20 protein-coding genes are annotated in these 21,718 nt (G+C 42.8%); 16 read left to right on the forward strand and 4 right to left on the reverse strand.

The window, feature by feature from the left end:
• Positions 1 to 78 precede the first annotated feature (78 nt).
• From LKD41_RS13620 to LKD41_RS13675, 12 genes are all read left to right on the forward strand, one after another.
• Positions 79 to 780 (forward strand): phosphatase PAP2 family protein, encoded by a 702-nt coding sequence (locus LKD41_RS13620; RefSeq protein ID WP_227701463.1) that lies wholly within the window; start codon positions 79 to 81, stop codon positions 778 to 780.
• Complete coding sequence (locus LKD41_RS13625; RefSeq protein WP_331470929.1) at positions 773 to 1,810, forward strand: lysylphosphatidylglycerol synthase transmembrane domain-containing protein; 1,038 nt, start codon at positions 773 to 775, stop codon at positions 1,808 to 1,810. The genes LKD41_RS13620 and LKD41_RS13625 overlap by 8 nt, the downstream gene beginning before the upstream one ends.
• Positions 1,811 to 1,817: 7 nt before the next feature.
• Entirely contained in the window at positions 1,818 to 2,501 is a 684-nt protein-coding gene (locus LKD41_RS13630) for a CDP-alcohol phosphatidyltransferase family protein (RefSeq protein WP_022243998.1), read from the forward strand.
• 49 nt (positions 2,502 to 2,550) lie between these two features.
• Positions 2,551 to 3,435 carry a phosphatidylserine decarboxylase gene (locus tag LKD41_RS13635; RefSeq protein ID WP_227701464.1) on the forward strand — a complete coding sequence of 295 codons (885 nt, stop codon included), beginning with the start codon at positions 2,551 to 2,553 and terminating at the stop codon, positions 3,433 to 3,435.
• The gene (larB, locus tag LKD41_RS13640) at positions 3,414 to 4,169 is read left to right on the forward strand and encodes a nickel pincer cofactor biosynthesis protein LarB (RefSeq protein WP_227701465.1); all 756 of its coding nucleotides are present in this window, start codon (positions 3,414 to 3,416) and stop codon (positions 4,167 to 4,169) included. The genes LKD41_RS13635 and larB overlap by 22 nt, the downstream gene beginning before the upstream one ends.
• Positions 4,156 to 5,472 carry a nickel pincer cofactor biosynthesis protein LarC gene (larC, locus tag LKD41_RS13645; RefSeq protein ID WP_227701466.1) on the forward strand — a complete coding sequence of 439 codons (1,317 nt, stop codon included), beginning with the start codon at positions 4,156 to 4,158 and terminating at the stop codon, positions 5,470 to 5,472. The genes larB and larC overlap by 14 nt, the downstream gene beginning before the upstream one ends.
• Positions 5,473 to 5,499: 27 nt before the next feature.
• The gene (locus LKD41_RS13650; RefSeq protein WP_227701467.1) at positions 5,500 to 6,846 is read left to right on the forward strand and encodes an MATE family efflux transporter; all 1,347 of its coding nucleotides are present in this window, start codon (positions 5,500 to 5,502) and stop codon (positions 6,844 to 6,846) included.
• Complete coding sequence (locus LKD41_RS13655) at positions 6,843 to 7,829, forward strand: Gfo/Idh/MocA family protein (RefSeq protein ID WP_022244003.1); 987 nt, start codon at positions 6,843 to 6,845, stop codon at positions 7,827 to 7,829. The genes LKD41_RS13650 and LKD41_RS13655 overlap by 4 nt, the downstream gene beginning before the upstream one ends.
• Before the next feature lie 217 nt (positions 7,830 to 8,046).
• Entirely contained in the window at positions 8,047 to 8,184 is a 138-nt protein-coding gene (locus tag LKD41_RS13660; protein WP_227701468.1) for a hypothetical protein, read from the forward strand.
• Between the two features lie 125 nt (positions 8,185 to 8,309).
• A complete protein-coding gene (locus tag LKD41_RS13665; RefSeq protein ID WP_227701469.1) occupies positions 8,310 to 9,602 on the forward strand; it encodes a C40 family peptidase in 1,293 nt (430 codons plus the stop codon).
• Positions 9,603 to 9,696: 94 nt separating this feature from the next.
• The gene (locus LKD41_RS13670) at positions 9,697 to 10,146 is read left to right on the forward strand and encodes a winged helix-turn-helix domain-containing protein (protein WP_117842012.1); all 450 of its coding nucleotides are present in this window, start codon (positions 9,697 to 9,699) and stop codon (positions 10,144 to 10,146) included.
• On the forward strand, positions 10,136 to 11,518 hold the full coding sequence (locus LKD41_RS13675) for an MATE family efflux transporter (protein WP_227701470.1): 1,383 nt from the start codon (positions 10,136 to 10,138) through the stop codon (positions 11,516 to 11,518). Before LKD41_RS13670 ends, LKD41_RS13675 begins: the two co-directional genes overlap by 11 nt.
• Positions 11,519 to 11,539: 21 nt before the next feature.
• Here LKD41_RS13675 and LKD41_RS15705 read toward each other — a convergent pair whose 3' ends face one another.
• Positions 11,540 to 11,674 (reverse strand): hypothetical protein, encoded by a 135-nt coding sequence (locus tag LKD41_RS15705; RefSeq protein ID WP_022244007.1) that lies wholly within the window; start codon positions 11,672 to 11,674, stop codon positions 11,540 to 11,542.
• A gap of 222 nt (positions 11,675 to 11,896) precedes the next feature.
• Between LKD41_RS15705 and LKD41_RS13680 the strand changes: the two genes are divergently transcribed.
• The 3 genes from LKD41_RS13680 to LKD41_RS13690 all read left to right on the forward strand — a co-directional run bounded on the left by LKD41_RS13680 (position 11,897) and on the right by LKD41_RS13690 (position 16,916).
• Positions 11,897 to 12,685, forward strand: a complete 789-nt coding sequence (locus tag LKD41_RS13680; protein WP_022244008.1) for a peptidoglycan recognition protein family protein — start codon at positions 11,897 to 11,899, stop codon at positions 12,683 to 12,685.
• A gap of 86 nt (positions 12,686 to 12,771) precedes the next feature.
• On the forward strand, positions 12,772 to 14,250 hold the full coding sequence (locus LKD41_RS13685) for a methyltransferase (RefSeq protein WP_227701471.1): 1,479 nt from the start codon (positions 12,772 to 12,774) through the stop codon (positions 14,248 to 14,250).
• 5 nt (positions 14,251 to 14,255) lie between these two features.
• A complete protein-coding gene (locus LKD41_RS13690) occupies positions 14,256 to 16,916 on the forward strand; it encodes a sensor domain-containing phosphodiesterase (protein ID WP_227701472.1) in 2,661 nt (886 codons plus the stop codon).
• A gap of 56 nt (positions 16,917 to 16,972) precedes the next feature.
• On the opposite strand, the gene LKD41_RS13695 is transcribed toward LKD41_RS13690, so the two are convergent.
• Positions 16,973 to 17,728, reverse strand: coding sequence for an exodeoxyribonuclease III (locus LKD41_RS13695; protein WP_022244011.1), 756 nt, complete (start codon positions 17,726 to 17,728; stop codon positions 16,973 to 16,975).
• 116 nt (positions 17,729 to 17,844) lie between these two features.
• Positions 17,845 to 18,087 (reverse strand): hypothetical protein, encoded by a 243-nt coding sequence (locus tag LKD41_RS13700; protein WP_227701473.1) that lies wholly within the window; start codon positions 18,085 to 18,087, stop codon positions 17,845 to 17,847.
• 284 nt (positions 18,088 to 18,371) lie between these two features.
• On the opposite strand from LKD41_RS13700, the gene LKD41_RS13705 reads away from it, so the two are divergent.
• Complete coding sequence (locus tag LKD41_RS13705; RefSeq protein WP_117842007.1) at positions 18,372 to 19,928, forward strand: phosphate--AMP phosphotransferase; 1,557 nt, start codon at positions 18,372 to 18,374, stop codon at positions 19,926 to 19,928.
• 287 nt (positions 19,929 to 20,215) lie between these two features.
• Here the strand turns inward: LKD41_RS13705 and LKD41_RS13710 are convergent, their stop codons facing one another.
• Positions 20,216 to 21,559, reverse strand: a complete 1,344-nt coding sequence (locus LKD41_RS13710) for an MATE family efflux transporter (RefSeq protein WP_022244013.1) — start codon at positions 21,557 to 21,559, stop codon at positions 20,216 to 20,218.
• Between the last annotated feature and the right edge of the window lie 159 nt (positions 21,560 to 21,718).

A 21,718-nucleotide genomic window follows, 5' to 3' on the forward strand; every position in this document is an offset into this window, starting at 1 on the left:
TGATTTAAAGGAAAATCGAATATGATTATTAAGTCGGAAAAAATAGAAAGTTAGAAAATTATGTGTGAAGAGACAAAGTTGGGAAAATTTTATCAAAAATACATAGCAAAATGGATACCATCATACGGACCACTGCCATTGGCATGGTGTGCCATTTTTAATACCATTATTTATTGGGGCACCCAGAGGCTGATGGCAAATGCAAAGCATTATGACCTGACCAGCAATCTGGACAGGAGCATTCCTTTTGTAAAAGAGTGGATTATTCTGTATGTTTTATTTTTTGCATTCAGTATAATCAATTATATTCTGGTATCGAGAGAAGATAAGGAAACATTTTTCCGTTTTGCAACAGCGGATATGTTGTCAAGAGTAATCTGCTGTATCTTCTTTATATTGCTTCCAACCACGAATATCAGACCGGAAGTGACAGGGCATGATTTCTGTAGCTGGCTGGTGCGTTTTATCTATGCATCGGATGCACCGACGAATCTCTTTCCATCCATCCATTGTCTGGTAAGCTGGTTCTGCTTCATCGGAGTAAGAAAGAGCCGTAAGATACCGGGCTGGTACAAAGGATGTTCTTTTGTGATGGCAGCATTGATTTGTGCATCCACCCAGTTTACCAAACAGCATTATATGATTGACCTGGTAGCAGGCATTTTTCTGGCAGAATTCTGCTGGTTTGTATCAAAGCATACCGGAATGTACCGTCCGGTAATGAAAGTTTTTGATAAAATCGGAAGAAAGATATTCGGGGTGAAGCATTATGATGAGTAAGAAAAAAGGAATACTGAATGCAGTTTTTCTTATTACCGTATTTGCAATTACCATATATGCAATCTTTCATGGACAGGATTTAAGTGAATTGTTCGGCTATATCCGGAATACGGATTACCGGTACTGGCTTGTTGCGGTGGTCTGCGTGGTATTCTTTATCTGCAGTGAATCTGTTATCATATATTATATGATGCGAAGCATCCGGCAGAAGATAAAGCTTATGCATTGTTTCCTGTATTCCTTTGTTGGATTCTTTTTCAGCTGTATTACACCATCGGCAACCGGAGGACAGCCGGCACAGATTTATTATATGAAAAAGGATAAGCTGTCCATACCGGTATCGACACTGGTTTTAATGATTGTAACCATTACCTATAAGCTGGTACTTGTGGTACTCGGCACATTGGTTGTAATCATTCGTCCGGCACAGATTATGCATTATCTTGAACCTGTACTGGGATGGTGTTATCTGGGACTTTTATTAAATGTCTTTTGTGTGGCATTTATGATGTTTCTGGTTTTCCATCCGACACTGGCAGCTAATATGATGGATGCCATCATAAGAGGGCTTGGTAAAATTCATCTGATGAAACGTACTGAGTATTACCGGGAAAAAATGGCGAATGCCATGAAGCAGTATCAGGATGTGGCAGGATATTTCCGTACCCATAAATTGGTCGTAACCAATGCATTTTTGATTACCGTAGTACAAAGACTGTTACTCTTTTTTGTAACATATCTGACCTGCCGTTCCTTCGGAATCGATGGAACAGGGATGGTAACCATTGTTGTATTACAGGGAATGATTTCCGTTGCGGTGGATATGCTTCCGTTACCGGGAGGAATGGGAATCAGTGAATCACTGTTTTTATCTATTTTTGCACCAATCTGCGGCACACTGACATTGCCGGCGATGGTGGTAAGCAGGGGACTCAGTTATTACACAGAATTGATTTTAAGCGCGGTTATGACAGCCGTAGCACATTTTACGATAGGAAGACCGCGTAAACAGAAGAGAGAAGAAAGGTAGAAGGAAAATGATAGGTTTTTATGATTATACAGTAGTACTTACATATATTAGTCTGATGTGTTCTGTTTTTGGAATTACTCAGGCAATTGGAGGACATTACAGAACAGCGATTATCTGTCTGGCATTATCCGGATTATTTGATATGTTTGATGGAAAGATTGCAAGAACCAAAAAGAACCGTACTGATGATGAAAAATTATTTGGCGTTCAGATTGATTCCCTTTGCGATGTAGTCTGCTTTGGTGCGTTCCCGGCAGTAATCTGTTATGTGCTTGGCGTAAGAGGTATTCTTGGAACTATTGTTCTGGCATATTATTGTGTCTGCTCCGTGATTCGACTCGGATTCTTCAATGTGTTGGAAACCAACCGCCAGAGAGTAGAAGAGGGTGCCAATAAATATTATCACGGACTGCCGATTACAACGATGGCAATCGTACTGCCACTGGCATTTATGCTGAACTTTGTAATTGCGGAGCGTGAATTCAGTGTGTTACTACTCTTTGTTTTGGCAGTAGTTGGCACATTATTTATTGTAGATTTTAAATTGAGAAAGCCATCTAATGCATTTCTTGCAGTTTTGGTTATCCTTGTGGCATGTGCAGTAATTGCAATCTTCTTATTCTCAAAATATCATATTTCACTGTGCTTTCCGGGACTGGAGAATTCCATTTTAGACCGTCTGATGAGGTAGAAATTGTGTAACATTTCCTGTGATGAGGAAAAATGAGGAGGAAACGAAGATGCGTTGTGTAGACCGGAAGGGAAATGAAATTGGTGAGAATGCAGCACAGGGCAGAGTGTTAAAGGCATTGTATGAGACTGCTGCCGGAAGAATTTTACTTGGAATTCTGGTGAAACCTTTTGTTTCCAAAGCAGGTGGATTCCTTTTGAACCAGCCGGTATCAAAGGCTGCAATTGCACCATTTATAAAAAGGAATCATATAGATATGACAGATTATGAGGAACGGGAATACCGTTCCTATAATGATTTTTTCACCAGGAAAGTCAAGCCGGGACACCGGAAATTTGACAGTGTTAAGGAGAATTTCTGTGCACCCTGCGACAGCAGGCTCAGCATATATCCCATTACAGCAGCGGGAAAAGTCCGCGTCAAGGATACGGAATATACCATGGAGAGTCTTTTCCGCAGCAGGAAAATCGCCCGTCATTATGAGGGCGGAACCTTTTGCATTTTCCGTCTGACGGTAGATGATTATCATCATTACAGCTTTGTGGATGATGGCAGAATGGGGTACATCTATAGGATTCCGGGTGTTTTTCATACGGTAAATCCGCTGGCGGGAGAAATATATCCGATTTATAAGGAAAATACCAGAGAATTTTCTGTGCTGAAAAGTCAGCATTTTGGCAATATTTTAATGATGGAAGTGGGCGCACTTATGGTAGGCAGAATCTGTAATGAGAAAGAAAACTGCCCGGTGCACCGTGGAGAAGAAAAAGGTAAATTTGAATTTGGCGGTTCTACGGTAATTTTGTGCCTGGAAAAAGACAGGGTAGAACTGGACGCAGATATTGTGTATAATTCCAATAAAGGAGTCGAGACGAAAGTCCGGCAGGGGGAAAAGATTGGAAGGATGTCAGAATGGAAGCGCATGAAGTATTAGAACAGGTGAAAAGCGGAAAGATGACCGTAGAAGAAGCGGAGCAGTTTTTTAAAAGGGAACCGTTTGAAGAGATGGGCTATGCAAAGATAGACAGCCATCGGAAAATGCGTTCCGGTTTTGCAGAAGTGGTATTCTGTCAGGGAAAACGGGATGAGTTTCTTCTTGAAATCTTTCATAGAATATACAAGGATGAAGGCGAGGTCATGGGAACCAGGGCGTCTTTGGCACAGTATGAGCTGTTGCACAAGGAATTACCGCAGGTTACCTATGACCCTGTTTCTCATATATTAAAAATTGAAAAAAAAGATAAAAAACGCAGTGGACTGATAGCGGTATGTACGGCTGGAACGGCAGATATTGCAGTGGCAGAAGAGGCTGCGCAGACGGCAGAGTTTTTCGGAGCCAATGTGGAACGTATTTATGATGTGGGAGTCAGTGGAATTCACCGTCTCCTTTCACGGCTTGAGGTAATCCAGAAAGCCAACTGTGTTGTTGCAGTGGCTGGCATGGAAGGAGCACTGGCAAGTGTTTTAGGCGGACTGGTAAGCAGGCCGGTAATCGGTGTACCAACCTCCGTAGGCTATGGAGCGAATATGGGAGGCATTTCTGCATTGCTTACCATGATTAATTCCTGTGCCAATGGTGTTGCAGTGGTAAATATTGATAATGGTTATGGTGCAGGCTATCTTGCAACACAGATAAACAGACTGGGGGTACATGATGAAGAAGCGTAGTTTATATCTGGACTGCCATACTGGAATCAGTGGTGATATGGTAGTGGCAGCTTTACTGGATGCAGGAGCAGACAGAGAAGTCTTAGAAACTGTTTTAAGGAGCATTCCGGTATCCGGCTTTGGGATTGCAATCAGCAGAGTACAAAAGGCGGCTCTGTCGGCATGTGATTTTAAGGTCATCTTAGATGCCGCCCATGAGAATCATGATCATGATATGAAGTATTTATATGGGAAGGAAGAATCGCACGCACATGGAGGGCATTTCCATTCGGAAGAATCACATACCTATGGAGAGCATTCCCATTCGGAAGAATCATACACCCATGGGGAACATCATCATCACGAACACCGCGGTCTGACGGAAATTTATTCCATAATCGATGGCACGAATATGCTTGATAGTGCCAGGGCACTTGCTAAGAAAATATTCAGGATTTTAGCAGAAGCGGAAGCAAAAGCCCATGGTGTTTCGGTGGAAGAAGTACATTTTCATGAGGTGGGAGCCTTGGATTCAATCGTAGATATTATTGCAGCGGCAGCTTGTGTTGATAATCTTGGAGTAGATGAGGTCATTATTCCTGCTCTGTGGGAAGGGGAAGGAACGGTGCGCTGCCAGCATGGAATCCTGCCGGTTCCGGTTCCGGCAGTGACTAACATTGTGATGGAATATGGAATTCCGCTTGGAAAAATCGGTGAACCGGGAGAATATGTGACTCCGACAGGTGCTGCAATTGCAGCGGCTATCTGTACGTCAAAAGAGCTGCCGGAATGTTACCGGATTGTGGGAAACGGACTGGGCGCCGGAAAGCGGGACTATAAGCGGCCGGGACTGCTCCGGGCATTGTTGCTGGAAACAGAAGAACCGGTCTATGAAAGTGATTCTATTTTAAAACTGGAATGTAATATCGATGACTGTACCGGGGAAGCACTGGGCTATGCCATGGAGCTTTTACTGGAAAATGGCGCAAGAGATGTCCATTATATACCGGTCTATATGAAGAAAAACCGCCCGGCATATCAGTTGACAGTAATCTGCAAGAAAGAAGACCGGGAAAAATTAGAAGCAATTATATTTCGTGAGACAACAACCATTGGAATCCGCTATGTAGAAATGGTGCGGACGATTCTGCCAAGAAGGACAGAAAAGCGGCAGACCTCCTACGGTGAGGTGGCGGTTAAAATATGTGAGGGTGAAGGAGAAGTGCGTATTACTCCGGAGTATGAATCCATCCGGGAGGTATGCAGAGAGAGAGGACTTCCTTTTCAGAAGGTATATGATGATGTATTGCAGGAGTTGAAATAAGGATATGAAAAGGATGAGGTTAAAAGGATGCATACAAAAACAGATTTATTAGAGGGTAATATTTTAAAATCTTTGATTTTATTTGCAATTCCACTTATTATTTCCAATTTATTTCAGCAGCTCTATAATGCGGCAGATACCATGATAGTAGGCCATTTTCTGGGTGATGAATCGCTGGCAGCAATCGGTGCATGTGCAGCGGTTTATGAACTGCTGGTAGGATTTGCACTGGGGTTTGGAAATGGACTTAGCATGGTAGTGGCAAGAAGCTTTGGTGTAGGAGATAAAGACTTGTTAAAGCGTGCAGTTGCAGGCTCTTTGGTAATTGGAGCAGCGGTGACGGTTGGTGTAATGCTGATTGCACAGATTGGACTTCGTCCGCTTCTGGTCTTGTTACATACACCATCAGAAATCATAGAGGAATCCTATTCTTATATTTATATTGTAACAATCTGTGTTGGAGTAATGTTTGCATATAATCTGTTGTCCGGATTGCTTCGTTCAATTGGAAACAGTTTCATGCCGCTGGCATTTTTGATTATTTCGTCCGTTATCAATATTGTACTGGATGTTCTTTTTATTACACAGTTTCAGATGGGAATCCGCGGTGCAGCAGTGGCAACGGTGGTAGCACAGGGAATTTCTGCAGTATTATGTGCCATTTATATTATGAGAAAATGTAAGATTTTAATACCGGCACGGGAACATTTTAAAGTAGATGGACCACTTTACCGGGAACTGACAGGCCAGGGGCTTTCCATGGGCTTTATGTTAGCTATTGTATCTACAGGAACAGTAATCCTGCAATATGCTATCAATCAGCTGGGTTATCTGATTATTGCGGGACATACAGCAGCACGAAAATTAAACAGTTTTTGTTCGTTGCCATTAATGCCACTGGCAATGGCAACAGCAACCTTTGTATCCCAGAACCGGGGAGCAAACCAGCGTGACCGTATCCTTAAGGTAGTACGGTATGCCATGATACTATCTGTTGGCTGGGCAGTATTTATTACCGTTATGGTTGCATTTGCCGCACCTTCCCTGATTGCATTGCTCTCCGGCTCATCCGAAAGTGTAGTTCTTGAAAATGGTGTCAGATATATCCGCTGGAATACACCGTTTTATTCGGTTCTTGGAATTCTGCTGGTACTTCGAAATGTGTTAGAGGGACTTGGTAAAAAGGTAGTGCCACTGGTTTCAAGCATGATAGAGATGGTAGGAAAAATTGCATTTGTTCTATTGTTTATCCCAATCTTGAAATATTTTGGTGTAATTATCTGTGAGCCGGTTATCTGGTGCCTGATGTGTATACAGCTTGTCATATCTTATTACAGAGACCCGTATATCCGTGGAAAGGAAGAAAAGAAATGAAGCTTGGAATCGTAGGAACAGGAACTATCGTAGAAGAAGTACTTCCGGTATTGCAGCAGGTAAAAGGGCTTTCCTGCTATGGAATTTGTGGAACAAAGCGCAGTGAAGCAAAAGCAGAAAAATTAAAAGAACAGTATCAGATGCAGCTTGCTGTAAGTGATTATGAAAAGCTTCTGGATTCGGAAATTGATACTGTCTATATTGCTGTGCCAAATCTTTTACATTTTGAAATGGCAAAAGAAGCAGTTCTTCGTGGAAAACATGTTATTGTAGAAAAACCCATGACAGCCAATGAAAGACAGGCAGAGGAGCTTTGTGCCCTTGCAAAGAAGCAGGGAGTATTTTTATTTGAAGCTATTACCACACGGTATCAGTCGAACTATCAGTTTATCAAAGAGCAGTTACCGACGATTGGCAAAATTAAAATGGCAGTCTGCAATTTCAGCCAGTATTCCAGAAAATATGACCGTTTCCAGAATGGAGAAAACATTCCTGTTTTTGATGCAAAGCAGGCAGGTGGAGCTTTGATGGATTTAAACTTATATAATATCCAGTATTTAGAAGGCTTGTTTGGAGAACCGCAGTCTGTGCATTATACCGCAAACATGGAAAAAGGAATTGACACCAGCGGTGTTGCAATTTTATCTTATCCCGGCTTTCAGGCAGTTGCAATAGGCGCAAAGGACTGTCAGGGACAGCCGGAATATCGCATTGAAGGAAGCGAAGGCTACATTGCCCAGAACAGCCCGTGTAATGTCTGCGGCGCAGTGACCATCCATTACCGGGATGGAAGAGAGGTATCCTATGATGGAAATGGAGATGCACACCGGATGTATGCAGAGTTTGTTTCCTTTGTAAATGAGATAGCATCAAAGGACACTGCAACCTGCTACGAAATGCTCGACCACAGCCTTGCGGTCAGCCGGATACTGACCCGGGCAAGAGCGGATGCCGGAATTGTATTTCCGTGTGATGAAAATTAGTCAAGTATGATTTAGTCAATCGTACTTGACTAAATTGTATTTGACGAAGGTAATCCTTCCATCTCCACACTATCTCCATATCTATGTAATAAGATGTAACAAGTTCGTAACAACTTGCGAATGATTACATAGGAAATTGCGAGAAGAGAAATTATTTGAATTTATTTTAGAAAATGAACAATAGCCAGACAGTCCGGCAAAGTGCGAAGGCATTTTCATGGCTGTTAGGGGCACTTGGAATTTCGTATGGGAACAGGCAACGCCGGTACATGGAAGTACCGGCGAGGCGCAGATGAACATGGATGTGAATTTGCGTCGGTTGCCGGATAAAAAGAATACAATCCGAAATTCTTAGTGCCCCTTGCAGTTATGATACAGCCTTAGTACTTGCCGGCCTGCCCGGCTATTTTGCAACTTAGCAAAAATAAATAAAATATTTCTTCCACAATACCTGATGATTACATAGGTAAGGAGACAGATATGAAATACAAAACAGTAAAAAAATTATGGCTTGCAGCCGCAATCCTGACAACCACAACTTCATTATGGACCAATGTCAATGCCATGGAGACACCAGCTGCATCCGGTGCAGGCGTAATCCGGGCACTGAATGAGCAGCGCATTTTATCTGAGCAGTATGCACTGCAGCAGATACAGACAGGAGCTGGTGAACTGGCAGAAGGTGAAGCAGCAGGCGAAGCAGAAATAAATGGTGTGGCAGAACTTTCACTTGGAAATGCAGAAGAGGAAATGCCGGCAGCAGACCAGCCGGAACTTGCGGTTGCAATCGCACCGAATTATGTGAATATTCGAAAAGAACCGTCTACAGAAGGAGAAGTGCTTGGAAAACTTTACCGTAATACGGTAGGTGTGATAGAGGCGGCAGAAGAGGGCTGGTATTATATTACTTCCGGTTCAGTCAGCGGATATGTCAGTGCAGAATATGTCTGTGTGGGAGAAGAAGCAAGAGCACTTGCGGAAGAAATTGGCACACAGCTTGCCCGGGTAACTACAACAACTTTAAAAGTGCGTACGGAAGCATCCACGGAGGCTGCCGTATTAGGACTGGTACCGGGAGGCGATATACTAACGGTAACAGAGACACTGGATGGCTGGTTAAAAGTTGATGCAGAGGAAGGGGAGGGCTATGTAGCGGCAGATTATGTAGAAACCTATACGGAATATCCCCATGCAGAATCTGTTCAGGAAGAAGCAGAACGGTTAGCAAGAGAAGAAGCCGCAAGAAGAGCGGCACAGGAAGCAGAAGCCAGAAGAAAAGCGGCAGAGCAGCAGGCAGCAGCACAAAAGAAGGCAGCAGCGAAGCAGAGCACCAATCATACAACAGCAGGGAATGCAACATCTAAAGCTTCAACATCTGGAAATGCTGCATCCGGAAACAGCGGAACAGGGGCGTCTGCATCTGATGCCAGTTTAGGCAGGCAGATTGCAGATTATGGATTGCAGTTTGTAGGAAATCCATATGTATATGGTGGAACCAGTCTTACAAATGGGGCGGATTGTTCCGGCTTCGTGCAGAGTGTATATAGGAATTTTGGAATTAATCTGCCAAGAACCTCCGGTGAGCAGGGAGCCTGCGGAAGCGCAGTGTCATCTTTGGCAGAGGCACAGCCGGGAGATTTAATCTGGTATTCCGGTCATATCGGAATCTATATCGGAAACGGACAGATTGTGCATGCAAGTTCAGCAAAGACCGGAATTAAAGTATCAAATGCAGGCTACCGGACGATTCTTTCTATCCGAAGAATTGTATAAAGAGAATAAAAATTTTTATCCGTGGAGATACTGACTACAATAGAAAAGATTATAAATTAGTAGAAAAGATTGCAGCAGGAAGGATAGAAGATATATGGGAACAAAGGGAACCATTATCATTCAGGAGTCAGAAGGAAGGATGCCCCAGGAACTCTGCCAGCAGCTTTTAGAAGAGGGCTACCGCATTGTATACGAAGAAGACAGGCGGGCAGGAAGTCAGATTGAAATTGGAACGGCCTGCATCTTAGAAGTAGACAATCATTGTATCAGAAGAGGCAGGAAAAAGATTCATCTGACACCTAATGAATATAAAATTTTATATACCATGGTGAAATCTCCCCACCGGGTATATAGCAGAAACCAGTTGATTACTTATGCGTTAGAGGATGCCTTTGATGGCTATGACAGAACCATAGATTCTTATATTAAGAGTATCCGGAAGAAAATTGAAAAGAATCCCAGACGGCCGCGTTATATCATAACGGTGCACGGAGTCGGATATAAATATGTTCCATCAGACAGTGAGGGCACTCATGGAGAATAAGAGCCTGGAACAGAGGATGGAAACAGAACCGGTGCATCGTGTGATTTTGTCACTGGCGGCACCTACGGTACTAAGTATGCTGGTAATTTCTGCTTACAGTATCGTGGATACCTTCTTTGTAACAAGACTTGGCAGCAGGGCAACCGGAGCGGTCGGAATTACATTTGCACTGGTGGCATGGATACAGGCAGTGGGCTATACTGTTGGCATGGGAGCGGGAAGCCTTGTTTCAAGGCTCCTTGGAAAGAAAGAAAAAGAGCAGGCAGAGCAGATTGCAAATTCGGCAATTATGTCAGGGCTGCTGCTTGGACTTATAAGTCTGGGGGCAGGTCTGATTTTTTTGACACCTTTGCTGAAGCTTTCCGGTGCAACAACAGAGCTGCTTCCATATGCTAGGGAATATGCCCTTTTTGTATTGCTGTCGGCACCCTTTACCATAGAGACACTGGTACTTGGTACGCTTCTTCGGGCACAAGGCAGGGCGAAAGCATCCATGGCAGGAATGGTAACCGGTGGAATTCTTGATATTATACTGACACCGGTGTTTCTGTTTGTCTTAAATCTTGGAGTAAAAGGAGCCGCATTAGCGGCATTTATCGGACAGGCAGTGGCAGCGATGGTACTGGGAGGCTGTTTCTGGCATGGCAGAATGAAACTGAATGGAAAGAAACAAAGTAAAAATTTTTTCAAAATAAAGGACTATGGTAGCATTATAAAAAATGGTCTGCCGTCGCTTTGCAGGCAGGGATTTGCCAGCGTGGCAGCCGTATTGTTAAACCGGCAGGCGGTAGGATATGGAGATGCGGCAGTAGCAGCAATGTCTGTAGACGGACGGTTATTTATGGTATTTTTCAGCCTTTTTATCGGATATGGTCAGGGTTTTCAGCCGGTGGCAGGGTATCAGTTTGGAGCTGAAAATAAAAAAAAGTTAAAGCAGGCATTTATTTTTACTTTATGGAGCAGCATCATAGCGGCGGCAGGAATCGGTCTGGCAGGATTCCTTTTCGCACCGATGACCATGAGCTTCTTTTTAAAAGAAGATATGGCAGCACGAATCGGCATTTTTACTTTTCGAAGCCAGTGCCTGATTTTTCCGCTGATTCCCATAGGAATTTTAAGTAATATGCTGTTTCAGGGAATCGGGCAGCAGGGGAAGGCGGCATTTCTATCAGCGTGCCGTCAGGGAATTGTATTTCTTCCGTTGATTTTCCTTCTACCGGAATGGATCGGGCTGGCGGGAGTGGAGATTGTGCAGGCGTTGTCAGATGGGCTGACTGCAATCATCAGCATTCCATTTGTGTTTTGTTATTTCCAAAAGAGTGAGAAAAAAGGAACAAAAAAAAAGACCAGTGACGGAAAGCGGCGGCTATGAAGCGCCGTTTGGTCAACTGGTCTACTGAACCATTTCTACCAGATAAGCTAACATGGTAACAGGTTCTTTCTTCTGTGCTTTCATCTCTCTTACATATGCTTCGTATTTTGCTACGAACCTGGAAAGACCCAGCACTGCATCCTGCTCTAAGAACATACAAATCCCTCCTTATGTAATTTATTATCTGAACAAACCTCTTTGTTCGTTTAGTATTATATACTTACATTTGGTAAATGTCAACAAAAAAGATGTGAAAAAATTGTGTAAAATTACCATAAAAGAAAATTAAGTTTTTGTTAATAAAATGTAAGGAACATTTGGTGTATGATGATAAGGAATGAAATAACAGATAACGCATATAGGAGCAGATAAAAATAAATGAGACAGACCGGAAGAGGAAAGAGAAAAACAGGAAGAAAAAAATATACATATGAGAAACCACATACAGCAGCAGAATACCGGCGCAGAAGAAGACAGCAGCAGGTGCGGATTCAGAGAATGCTGCTGCTTTTAGGAATTGCGCTTGTAGTAATTTTCATATTTGTATTAGGTGGGAAATTGCTCCGATGGATAAGGGGAAAACATTTGGCAGCAGCAGATGTGCCGGCAGCCATTACCAAAGTGGTAGAAAATCCGCCGGATTATGATGTGCAGCTTCTTACGATAAATGATTATTCCAGACCGGGACTTGCAATTGATCAGGTAAATGGCATTGTGGTGCATTATACTGCAAATCCGGGAACCACAGCACAGCAGAACCGTGATTATTTTGAAGGCTTAAAGGATAGCCATGAAACACATGCCAGCAGTCATTTTGTCATCGGACTGGATGGTGAACTGATTCAATGCATCCCATGCAAAGAGATTTCCTATGCATCTAATGACAGGAACAATGATACTATTTCCATCGAATGCTGTATCCCGGACGATACCGGAAGATTCAACGATGCCACCTACCAGACATTAGTGCATCTGGTGGCATGGCTTTGTGGCAGATATGATCTGACCATGGATGATGTCATCCGTCATTATGACGTAACCGGAAAAAACTGTCCGAAATATTATGTGGAACATGAGGATGCCTGGAAACAGTTTAAGGTGGATGTGGCAGATTATATAGAAAAGAATGGAGTTGCCCCGGAAAATCTAAAAAATGACAAGGAGTAAGTCTTGCCAAATCTTCTGATTTCAAGTAATATTAAATCATTGATAGTGGAGAGACGAAAAGTCCACTGGTTGTAAGAAGGAAAAACATGTTAGAAGAGATTTGTAAGGCACTGACCGAAGAGACGAATATACGTGAAAATCTGATAGAATTAAAGAAAAGCATAAAAAATCAGGATGCATTGAAGGAATGGAAAGAATACCATGCAACGCATCCGGTTTTGTATGCTTTTTTGAGTTCCGAAGATGCTAAAATCCGGAAAAATGCAGCACTTATTCTGGGTGAGACAAATGAATCAGGGGCGGCAAAAGCACTGTTTGAGGCATACCAGAGGGAGAATACACGCTTTGTGAAAAGTTCTTATCTTACTGCAATGAATGGACTTGATATAGAGATTTATCAGGACGCATTCGGGAAGCGTTACAAGGAATTGTTAGCAGAAGTTCCGGCAGAAAGCGAAAAGAAGCACAGAACGGAAGAACTGCATGCTCTGGATAAATTGTTAGGTGGGCTGAACCAGAATAAGAAGCATCGTTTTACTGGATATGAAGAAGAGGTAGAAGTGCTTCTGACAACCAATCCTGCATATCGTGAGATTACGGCAGAACAGATAAAAAAAGATCGTCCGGTGCTGGTTCCGGCAGGTGTAAAAGTAAAGACAACACATCTCAGGGATGTGATAAAGATTCGTACTTTCCGGGAGATGCTGTTGCTATTGTCCGGGGGACACCGGATTGCTGCAGAACCGGAAGCGGTAGCAGAGGCATATGCAAAATCAAATCTGATGGAGTTATTAAACAGGCTGCATGAGGGCAATCCACCATTTCGCTTCCGCATGGAAGTAAGGGGCATTGCACCGGAAGAAAAAGGCAGCTTTATCCGGAAAGCGGCAGCAACATTAGAAGATTTAACCGGACATCAGCTGTTAAATACGGTAGATGGCTATGAAATAGAATTGCGGCTTACGAAGAATACGGATGGCACATTATATCCATCCTGTAAATTATTTACGATTCCAATGCGGAGATTTTCTTACCGGAAGGAAGCAGTTGCAGCATCCATTCATCCGGCAAATGCAGCATTATTTATGAAGCTGGCAGAACCTTATCTGAAAAAGGGTGCACAGGTATTGGATCCGTGCTGCGGAGTTGGTACCATGTTAATAGAACGTGACCTTCTGGTGCCGGCGGGAGATATGTACGGACTGGATATTTTTGGGGAGGCTGTGATAAAGGCAAGAGAGAATGCCAAAGCGGCAGGAAGGCAGATTAATTATATTAATCGTGATTTTTTTGATTTTACACATAAATACCTTTTTGATGAAATCATTTCCAATATGCCATTGAGAGGGAAGAAAACAAGAGAAGAACAGGATGCCTTTTACAGTCAGTTCTTTGATTGTGCAGGAAAATTCCTGAAAAATGGTGGTCATATGATTTTATATTCCAATGAGGGCGGCTTTGTAAAGAAACAGCTGCGGAGACATATGGAATATCGTCTATTAGACGAGTTCTGTATACGGGAAAAAGAAGGTTTTTATTTATTTATAGTCGGTAAAAAGGGGTAACAAAAATGATGCAGAAGTTGGACATGCAGGGGAGTAATGAGTTAATGTTTGGAGCGGAATTACTCGACGGAAGAGTGCTTCAGGGATTACAGGACCGTTTCTGTGCCTGTAATAATTTATATTGTGTATGCTTAAGCCAGATGCAGGGGGTTGTGACCAAGGCATATGGTTCCAAGGAAGAACTGAATTATATTCATGAAAAAGTCGGTATGGCACGCCATATTGTGCTGCTGAACAGACTGATTACCTCTGAGATGGAAGATGTAGTGGAAGAACCATTGGAAGAGGATTATTTGAAAATGAACGGTGTTGCAATCCGTGTAGGCGGTAAGATTGCAGCAATCTGGATTGTCATTGGTGTGCTTTCTGATATAGCCGCACCAGAACAGGAGATTCCGGAGAATATCCAGAAGACTACGACAAAGCAGTATTACAATTCACTTGATTTTTTAACCTATATATCCAAACAGTATTTTGCTACAAAGTTGGATGAGCTTCTGGCACAGGAAGCATTTGCCAAAAACAGGGAAAGCCAGGAGCAGATTAAGACAGAATTACAGCGTACAGAGGTCATGACTTCTATCGTGAAAATGCTGGAGAGTGAAAATGGCTTTTCCAAAATTGCAGACGAAATTCTGACAGATGTATGCAATTATCTGAAAATCAGTAATGCAGCATTGATTCGTATTAACCGGGATGGCGAGACTGCGGATATGATAAGTGAATGCTGTCTGGAGGAAGAGGATGCATTGATTGCAAAATGCCAGGGCATTTCCACATCAGAATTTCCTTTTACCAATGGCAAGCCTTATATGATTTCAGCAGATTCCATACTGCCGCCCGCATTTGCACAGTTTTTTGAAAAATGGAATATTCAGGCGGCAATCAGCCTGCCCGTAGAGATTAACGGGGAAGCTGCCATGTATTTATGCTTCTTTGAACTGCGGAAACGCCGTATCTGGGATGTTTCCGATATTAAATTTTTAAATGAAGTAAAACAGATTGTGCAGAGTATTTTGATTAAGCGGATTACAAAGAATTCGCTGGCAAGTTCTTATGCATCCTTAGAGGCAATCCTTGAAAATGTAGGCTGTGGAATCTGTGTAAGGGATATGCTTTCGGAGAAGATTCTTTATACGAACCAGCAGTTTCACAGGTTATTTGCAGATGACCGGTTTGAAAAGCAGCAGGATGAGATTTTCCGTTCCGGTAATAAACGTTATGGAAACGGTAATTTTGTAGAATATTATTCCAAAGAGGATAACCGGTATTTTGATATTTATCATACCCAGATTAACTGGGTGGATGGCAGAATGGTTATGCTGCTGACGGTTTATGATGTGACGGATAAAAAGCTTTATCAGCAGAAGATTGAACGTCAGGCGAATAATGATTTCCTGACAGGACTTTATAACAGAATGCGTTGTGAGCATGATGTGGAAATCTATATCCAGAGAGCCAGGGAACAAGGTGGCAAGGGAGCACTCTGCTATATTGACCTGGATGACTTTAAGCATATTAATGATGGTCTGGGACATCAGTATGGGGATATTCTGCTGCAGACGATTTCAAGAAGCCTGCGGGGAGTGAACGGACTGGAATCTACCTGCTACCGCATGGGTGGTGATGAGTTTATCATCATTGTTAATCAGGAAGAATATCAGCATCTGGATGAGATTTTAACAGAGATTAGGAATATTTTCTCCAAGCCGTGGTTCTTAAAAGGTGGAGATTACTACTGTACCATGAGTATGGGGGTGGTATGTTTCCCGGATGACGGAGATAATGTACAGGAATTAATCAAAAAAGCAGATATTGCTTTATACGAAGCTAAAAAGGGCGGAAAAAACCGTATAGAATTCTATGATGAAAATGTAGAAGCGACATCCTTTAAGCGGCTTGATTTAGAGAAGAATATGCGTTATGCCACTACAAATTCCTGCCAGGAATTTGAGGTGTATTATCAACCGATTGTGGATATTTCCAAACCGGGAGACCCATGTAGTGGAGCCGAGGCACTTATCCGTTGGAATTCCGAGGCAATGGGGATGATTTCCCCGTCTGAATTTATTCCACTGGCAGAATATTTAGGCCTTATCAATCCAATCGGAAGCTTTGCATTGAAAGAAGCCTGCCGCCGTTGTAAATACTGGAATGACATGGGACATCCGGAGTATCATGTCAATGTAAATCTTTCGGTGGTACAGCTATTGCAGAATGATATGAAAGAAAAAGTCAGGGAAGTGTTGGAAGAGACAAAGATGGATCCGGCAAACCTTACCCTTGAAGTAACAGAGAGCCTTGCAATTAACGATATGAAGCGTATGAAGAAGATTCTTTCGGATATCAAGAGCCTTGGCGTAAAGGTTGCACTGGACGATTTTGGAACAGGCTATTCTTCCTTGAACCATATCCGTGAGCTGCCGATTGACATTATCAAGATAGACCGCTGCTTTATCATTGACATTGGAAAAGATGAGTATTCAGAGGCCTTTGTAAAGATGGTATCAGAACTGGCAGAGACCATCGGAGTACGGATTTGTGTAGAGGGGGTAGAGGAAACGGAACAGGTGGAGAAGCTCCGCAGCATGAAGGTGCAGTATATTCAGGGTTATTATTATGGTAAGCCAATGCGTGCAGAGGACTTTGAAAAGAAGTATCTGTAGAAATAAAAGAATGAGTAAAAAGCTGATGGAAGGAAAGCTTTTTACCCATTTTAAGTTTAGCAGTCTATCTCCAGTTCTACCGGACAATGGTCGGAACCAGGAACTTCCGTATGAATGGCAGCTCCCTTTAACTTCTCTTTTAAGGACTGGGAAACCAGAAAATAATCAATACGCCATCCGGCATTCTTTTCTCTTGCGTGGAAACGGTAGGACCACCAGGAGTAGATGCCTTCCTGTTCCGGGTAGAAATAACGGAAGGTATCGATAAAACCATTCTCTAAAAGAACAGAGAATTTTTCCCGTTCTTCATCTGTAAATCCGGCATTTTTACGGTTGGTTTTCGGATTCTTCAAATCAATTTCTTTGTGGGCAACATTCAGGTCACCGCAGAAAATAACCGGTTTCTTTTCTTCTAATCCCTTTAAATACTGTAAAAAAGCATCTTCCCATTCCATACGGTAGGAAAGCCTTGCCAGTTCGCTCTGGGAGTTTGGTGTGTAGCAGGTGATGAGATAGTAGTTTTCATATTCTAATGTGATAACACGTCCTTCTTCATCATGCTCCGGGATGCCAATGCCATAGCTTACAGAAAGAGGTTCCTTTTTGGTAAAGATGGCAGTGCCGGAATAGCCTTTTTTCTTCGCATAATTCCAGTACTGGTAATAGCCCGGAAGGGAAAGGTCAATCTGTCCTTCCTGCAGTTTAGTCTCCTGAATACAGAATGCATCTGCATTGATTTCATGGAAGAAATCTAAAAATCCTTTATTGACACAGGCACGTAAGCCATTTACATTCCAGGAAATAAATTTCATAGTGAGTCTCCTTTTTATTGATACATATCGGTGATTGCGAAAAAGCGGTGTTTTATTTGAAAAAGATCTGTATTCGAAGAATTGGTGGCTTATGTGAAGTGAAATGCCAGCAATTCTTAGCTGCATATTTTTCTTGATGGTAAACTGTCTTTCCGTTGCTTTGACCGGATGCCGTCACTGTCCGCCGGGTGCGGATGCCACATAATAACTGCAAGGGGCACTAAGAATTTCGAGGCATATTTTGTAAGGTCCGGCAATCGGCACAAATTCACATCCATGTTCATATGTGCCTCGCTGGCACGTCCCTGTGCCAGCGTTGCCGGGTGCCGGACGAAATTCCAAGTGCCCCTAACAGCCATTAAAAGGCATCCGTACTCCGGCGGACAGTACCGGCATCTTGTCAAACATTGGAAAGACTGCTTTCTATCACAAAAAGAAAAATATGCAGCTTAGAACTGCGGTATTTCATGTCAAAGCCACCGGTACTTCAAATACAGCCTTTTGAAATAATAATTTCTTTTCGCAATCACATATTTGTTTCATTATACCCATTAGACTGGATATTCTTCAAGAAAAATATTATACTATTTTTATATATAAAAATGCAACGTATTATGGAGTTATAAGCAAAGGAGGACATGCGATGTTAGAGAAGGTAGATTTAAACCGGAAGATGGGGAAAAAGGAATATAAGGAGTGGATGGACGATTTGCAGCCAAAGTTATCCTATCTGCAGAGAGCCTGTAAGGAACAGAAGATTCCGGTCATGATTGTATTTGAGGGATTTGGTGCAGCAGGAAAAGGAACATTGATTAATAAAATCATTGAGCCTTTAGACCCGAGGGGATTTTCCGTTTATGCTACTGCAGTGGAGACCAAGGAAGAGAAAATGCATCCGTTCCTGTGGCGTTTCTGGACGAAGATTCCATCCCAGGGAAGAATTGCAATTTTTGACAGAAGCTGGTACCGGAGAGTGTTGGTGGACCGCTTTGACGGTGTGACCACAAAGGAGCAGCTTGATTATGCGTTCGGAGAAATCTGTTCCTTTGAAAAACAGCTGACGGATGATGGCATGGTAATTATTAAGCTGTTCGCAGATGTGTCAAAGAAGGAGCAGAAGAAGCGTTTTGATAAGCTTCTGGAAGATAAGAAGACTGCATGGCGGGTAACAAAGGACGATTTGGCGAGAAATAAGCATTATGAAGAATATCTTGCCATGAATGAAGAAATGCTGGAAAAGACGGATTCTGAATATGCACCGTGGCATATTTTAGAATGTACCGACCGGGAATATGCAGCAGCAAAGATGACGGAAATCGTAGTTTCTGTGTTGGAGCAGGCAATCGCAGATAAGAAAGCCGAACAGGAGAAGAGGGAGCAGGAGAAAACAAAGGCGCAGGAAATAAAACAGGAAAAGGATACTTTGCAGGAAGCAGGAGCCGCATCACAAAAGGAGCAGGTACTTAAGAGCTCCGTACTGGCTGGAGTTGACCTTTCAAAGAAGATGGAAAAAGAGGAGTACAAAAAAGAACTTGCACGTCTTCAGGCAAGACTTTCCGAGCTTCATAATGAACTTTATAAATACCGGATTCCGGTGGTGCTGGCATTTGAAGGCTGGGATGCCGGTGGAAAAGGCGGAGCCATCAAACGGCTGACCCAGGCATTGGATCCAAGGGGGTATCAGGTAAATCCGGTGGCAGCACCCAATGATGCAGAAAAAACACATCATTATCTGTGGCGTTTCTGGAAACAGTTTCCAAAGGATGGTCATGTGGCAATATTTGACCGTTCCTGGTATGGCCGCGTTATGGTTGAGAGAATCGAAGGCTTCTGTCAGGAAGAGGAATGGAAGCGTGCTTACCATGAGATGAACGAAATGGAAGAGCAGCTGGCGCATCATGGAACCATTGTTTTAAAATTCTGGATGCACATTGATAAGGATGAGCAGGAGCGTCGTTTTAAGGAGCGTATGGAAAACCCGGCAAAGCAGTGGAAGATTACCGATGAGGACTGGCGCAACCGTGAGAAATGGGATGCTTACGAAAAGGCAGTGGATGAAATGCTGATTCGTACCTCTACCACTTATGCACCATGGATTTTAGTAGAGGCAGACTGCAAGTATTATGCCAGAATTAAAGTGCTTCGTACGGTGGTAGAAGCAATTGAGAAGCGTCTGAAAGAAGAAAAAGAACGGAAATAATTACCACTTGGTTCGTATTTCTTACCACTTATTCCAAAGGCATTTACAGAAAAATGTGTTTGTGTATAATGAGTGACATACACCATGGCCGATACTTGGCGCAGCACTGCTTTTGTCCATAGGCTTTGATAGCATGAAAGTGTATTTTGATAATGCGATGATGCAGCAGCCACAGGCAACGATTTATCTGGATGCATCATTTTCCGGCGTAACAATTATATATGAATAAGAAATAGCATAGAGAAAGCTGTCAGCAAAATTTTGCTGGCAGCTTTCTCTAATGTATTTTATGCCTGTGTGCCCGGAAGCCGGAGGCTTGATTTCATCAGCAGGGCTGCAATTGCGGCAGTGAGAATTTCCGTAATCCAGAAAGCATGGAATACGCACTGTGGACCAAAGGCTTTACAGAGAACAAATGCAAGCGGAATGATAAAAAGGATATAACGGAGCAGTGAAATAATTAAGGACTGTCCGCCCTTTGAAAGCCCTTCCAAAGCACCGGAGGCAGTAATGGATACGGTGGAAATCAGGAAACCACAGCAGATAATCCGAAGGGCATTGCTTCCCACGGAAATTGTGGTGGCATTGTCTGTAAACATTCCGATAAGGTAAGGTGATGCAGTAAAGCAGATAATCATACCAAGAAGCATAATGACACCGTTCATACAGAGGGTAAGATGATAGATTTTCTTCACACGCTTGATTTCACCGGCACCGTAATTGAAGCCCACCAGCGGACGCATCCCCTGGATAATTCCATTGGCAGGAAGGTAGAGGAAGGTCTGCAGTTTGTAATAGATTCCGACGACTACCACATAACACTGGTCATATGCGGCAAGGAGTCCGTTTAAAAATGAGATCAGTAAGGACGGCAGAGCCAGATTTAAGATGGCAGGAATGCCGATACCATATAATTTCAAATCAAGATGTTTGTCCCGGATAAGATATTTTCGACTAATCCGTACACTGATTGGGCGCAGAAAATAGGCAAAGAGATAAAAAATAAGAGTCAGCAGCTGTCCGATACCGGTGGCAAGGGCAGCTCCGCGCATTCCCATTTTCGGGAAGAAGCCAATTCCGAAAATCAAAAGCGGGTCTAAAATGATATTGGCAATACAGCCTAGCATCAGTCCAATCATGGAGACATTCATTCTGCCGACAGACTGAAAGACCTTTTCAAAGGTTAAATTCATCATAATAATGATACTGAATACAAATACAATATTTGCATATTCTACACCTGACTTAAGAACATTGCTGTCGGTGGTAAAGCGGCTTAAAAACGTAGGAATCAGGGCAATGCTTCCAATCGTTAAAATGACACCATGCAAAATAGAAAAGAAGAATCCATGGGTGGCAGCAATATTGGCTTTTTCCCCTTCTTTTGCACCAAGGTGAAAAGAAATTAAAGCATTAATTCCGACACCAAATCCAATTGCCACAGCATTGATAAAATTCTGCACCGGATAGACCAGGGAAAGGGCAGTCATGGCATCTTCACTGATTTTAGCCACAAACAGACTGTCTATAATATTATAAAGAGAATTTACCAGCATGGAGATAACCATAGGAAGTGCCATGGTAGTCAGCAGTGGTAAAATCGGTTTTTCTTTCATAAAATCTTCATTCATAATAATTGCTCCTTTTTTTCTTTTTTCTCACTAATCCAAAGTGTGAGAAAGAACAAAGAATGTGCCTTGGCACATTCTCGCACCTGCGGCGGTCGCTTGCGACATCTACCTTATACGCCGCAGTGTGCATCCTCGCGGAGCGTTTTTTACTTTACAGGA

The organism is Roseburia sp. CLA-AA-H209, from assembly GCF_020687575.1.
Taxonomy (GTDB): Bacteria; Bacillota; Clostridia; order Lachnospirales; family Lachnospiraceae; genus Roseburia_C; species Roseburia_C amylophila.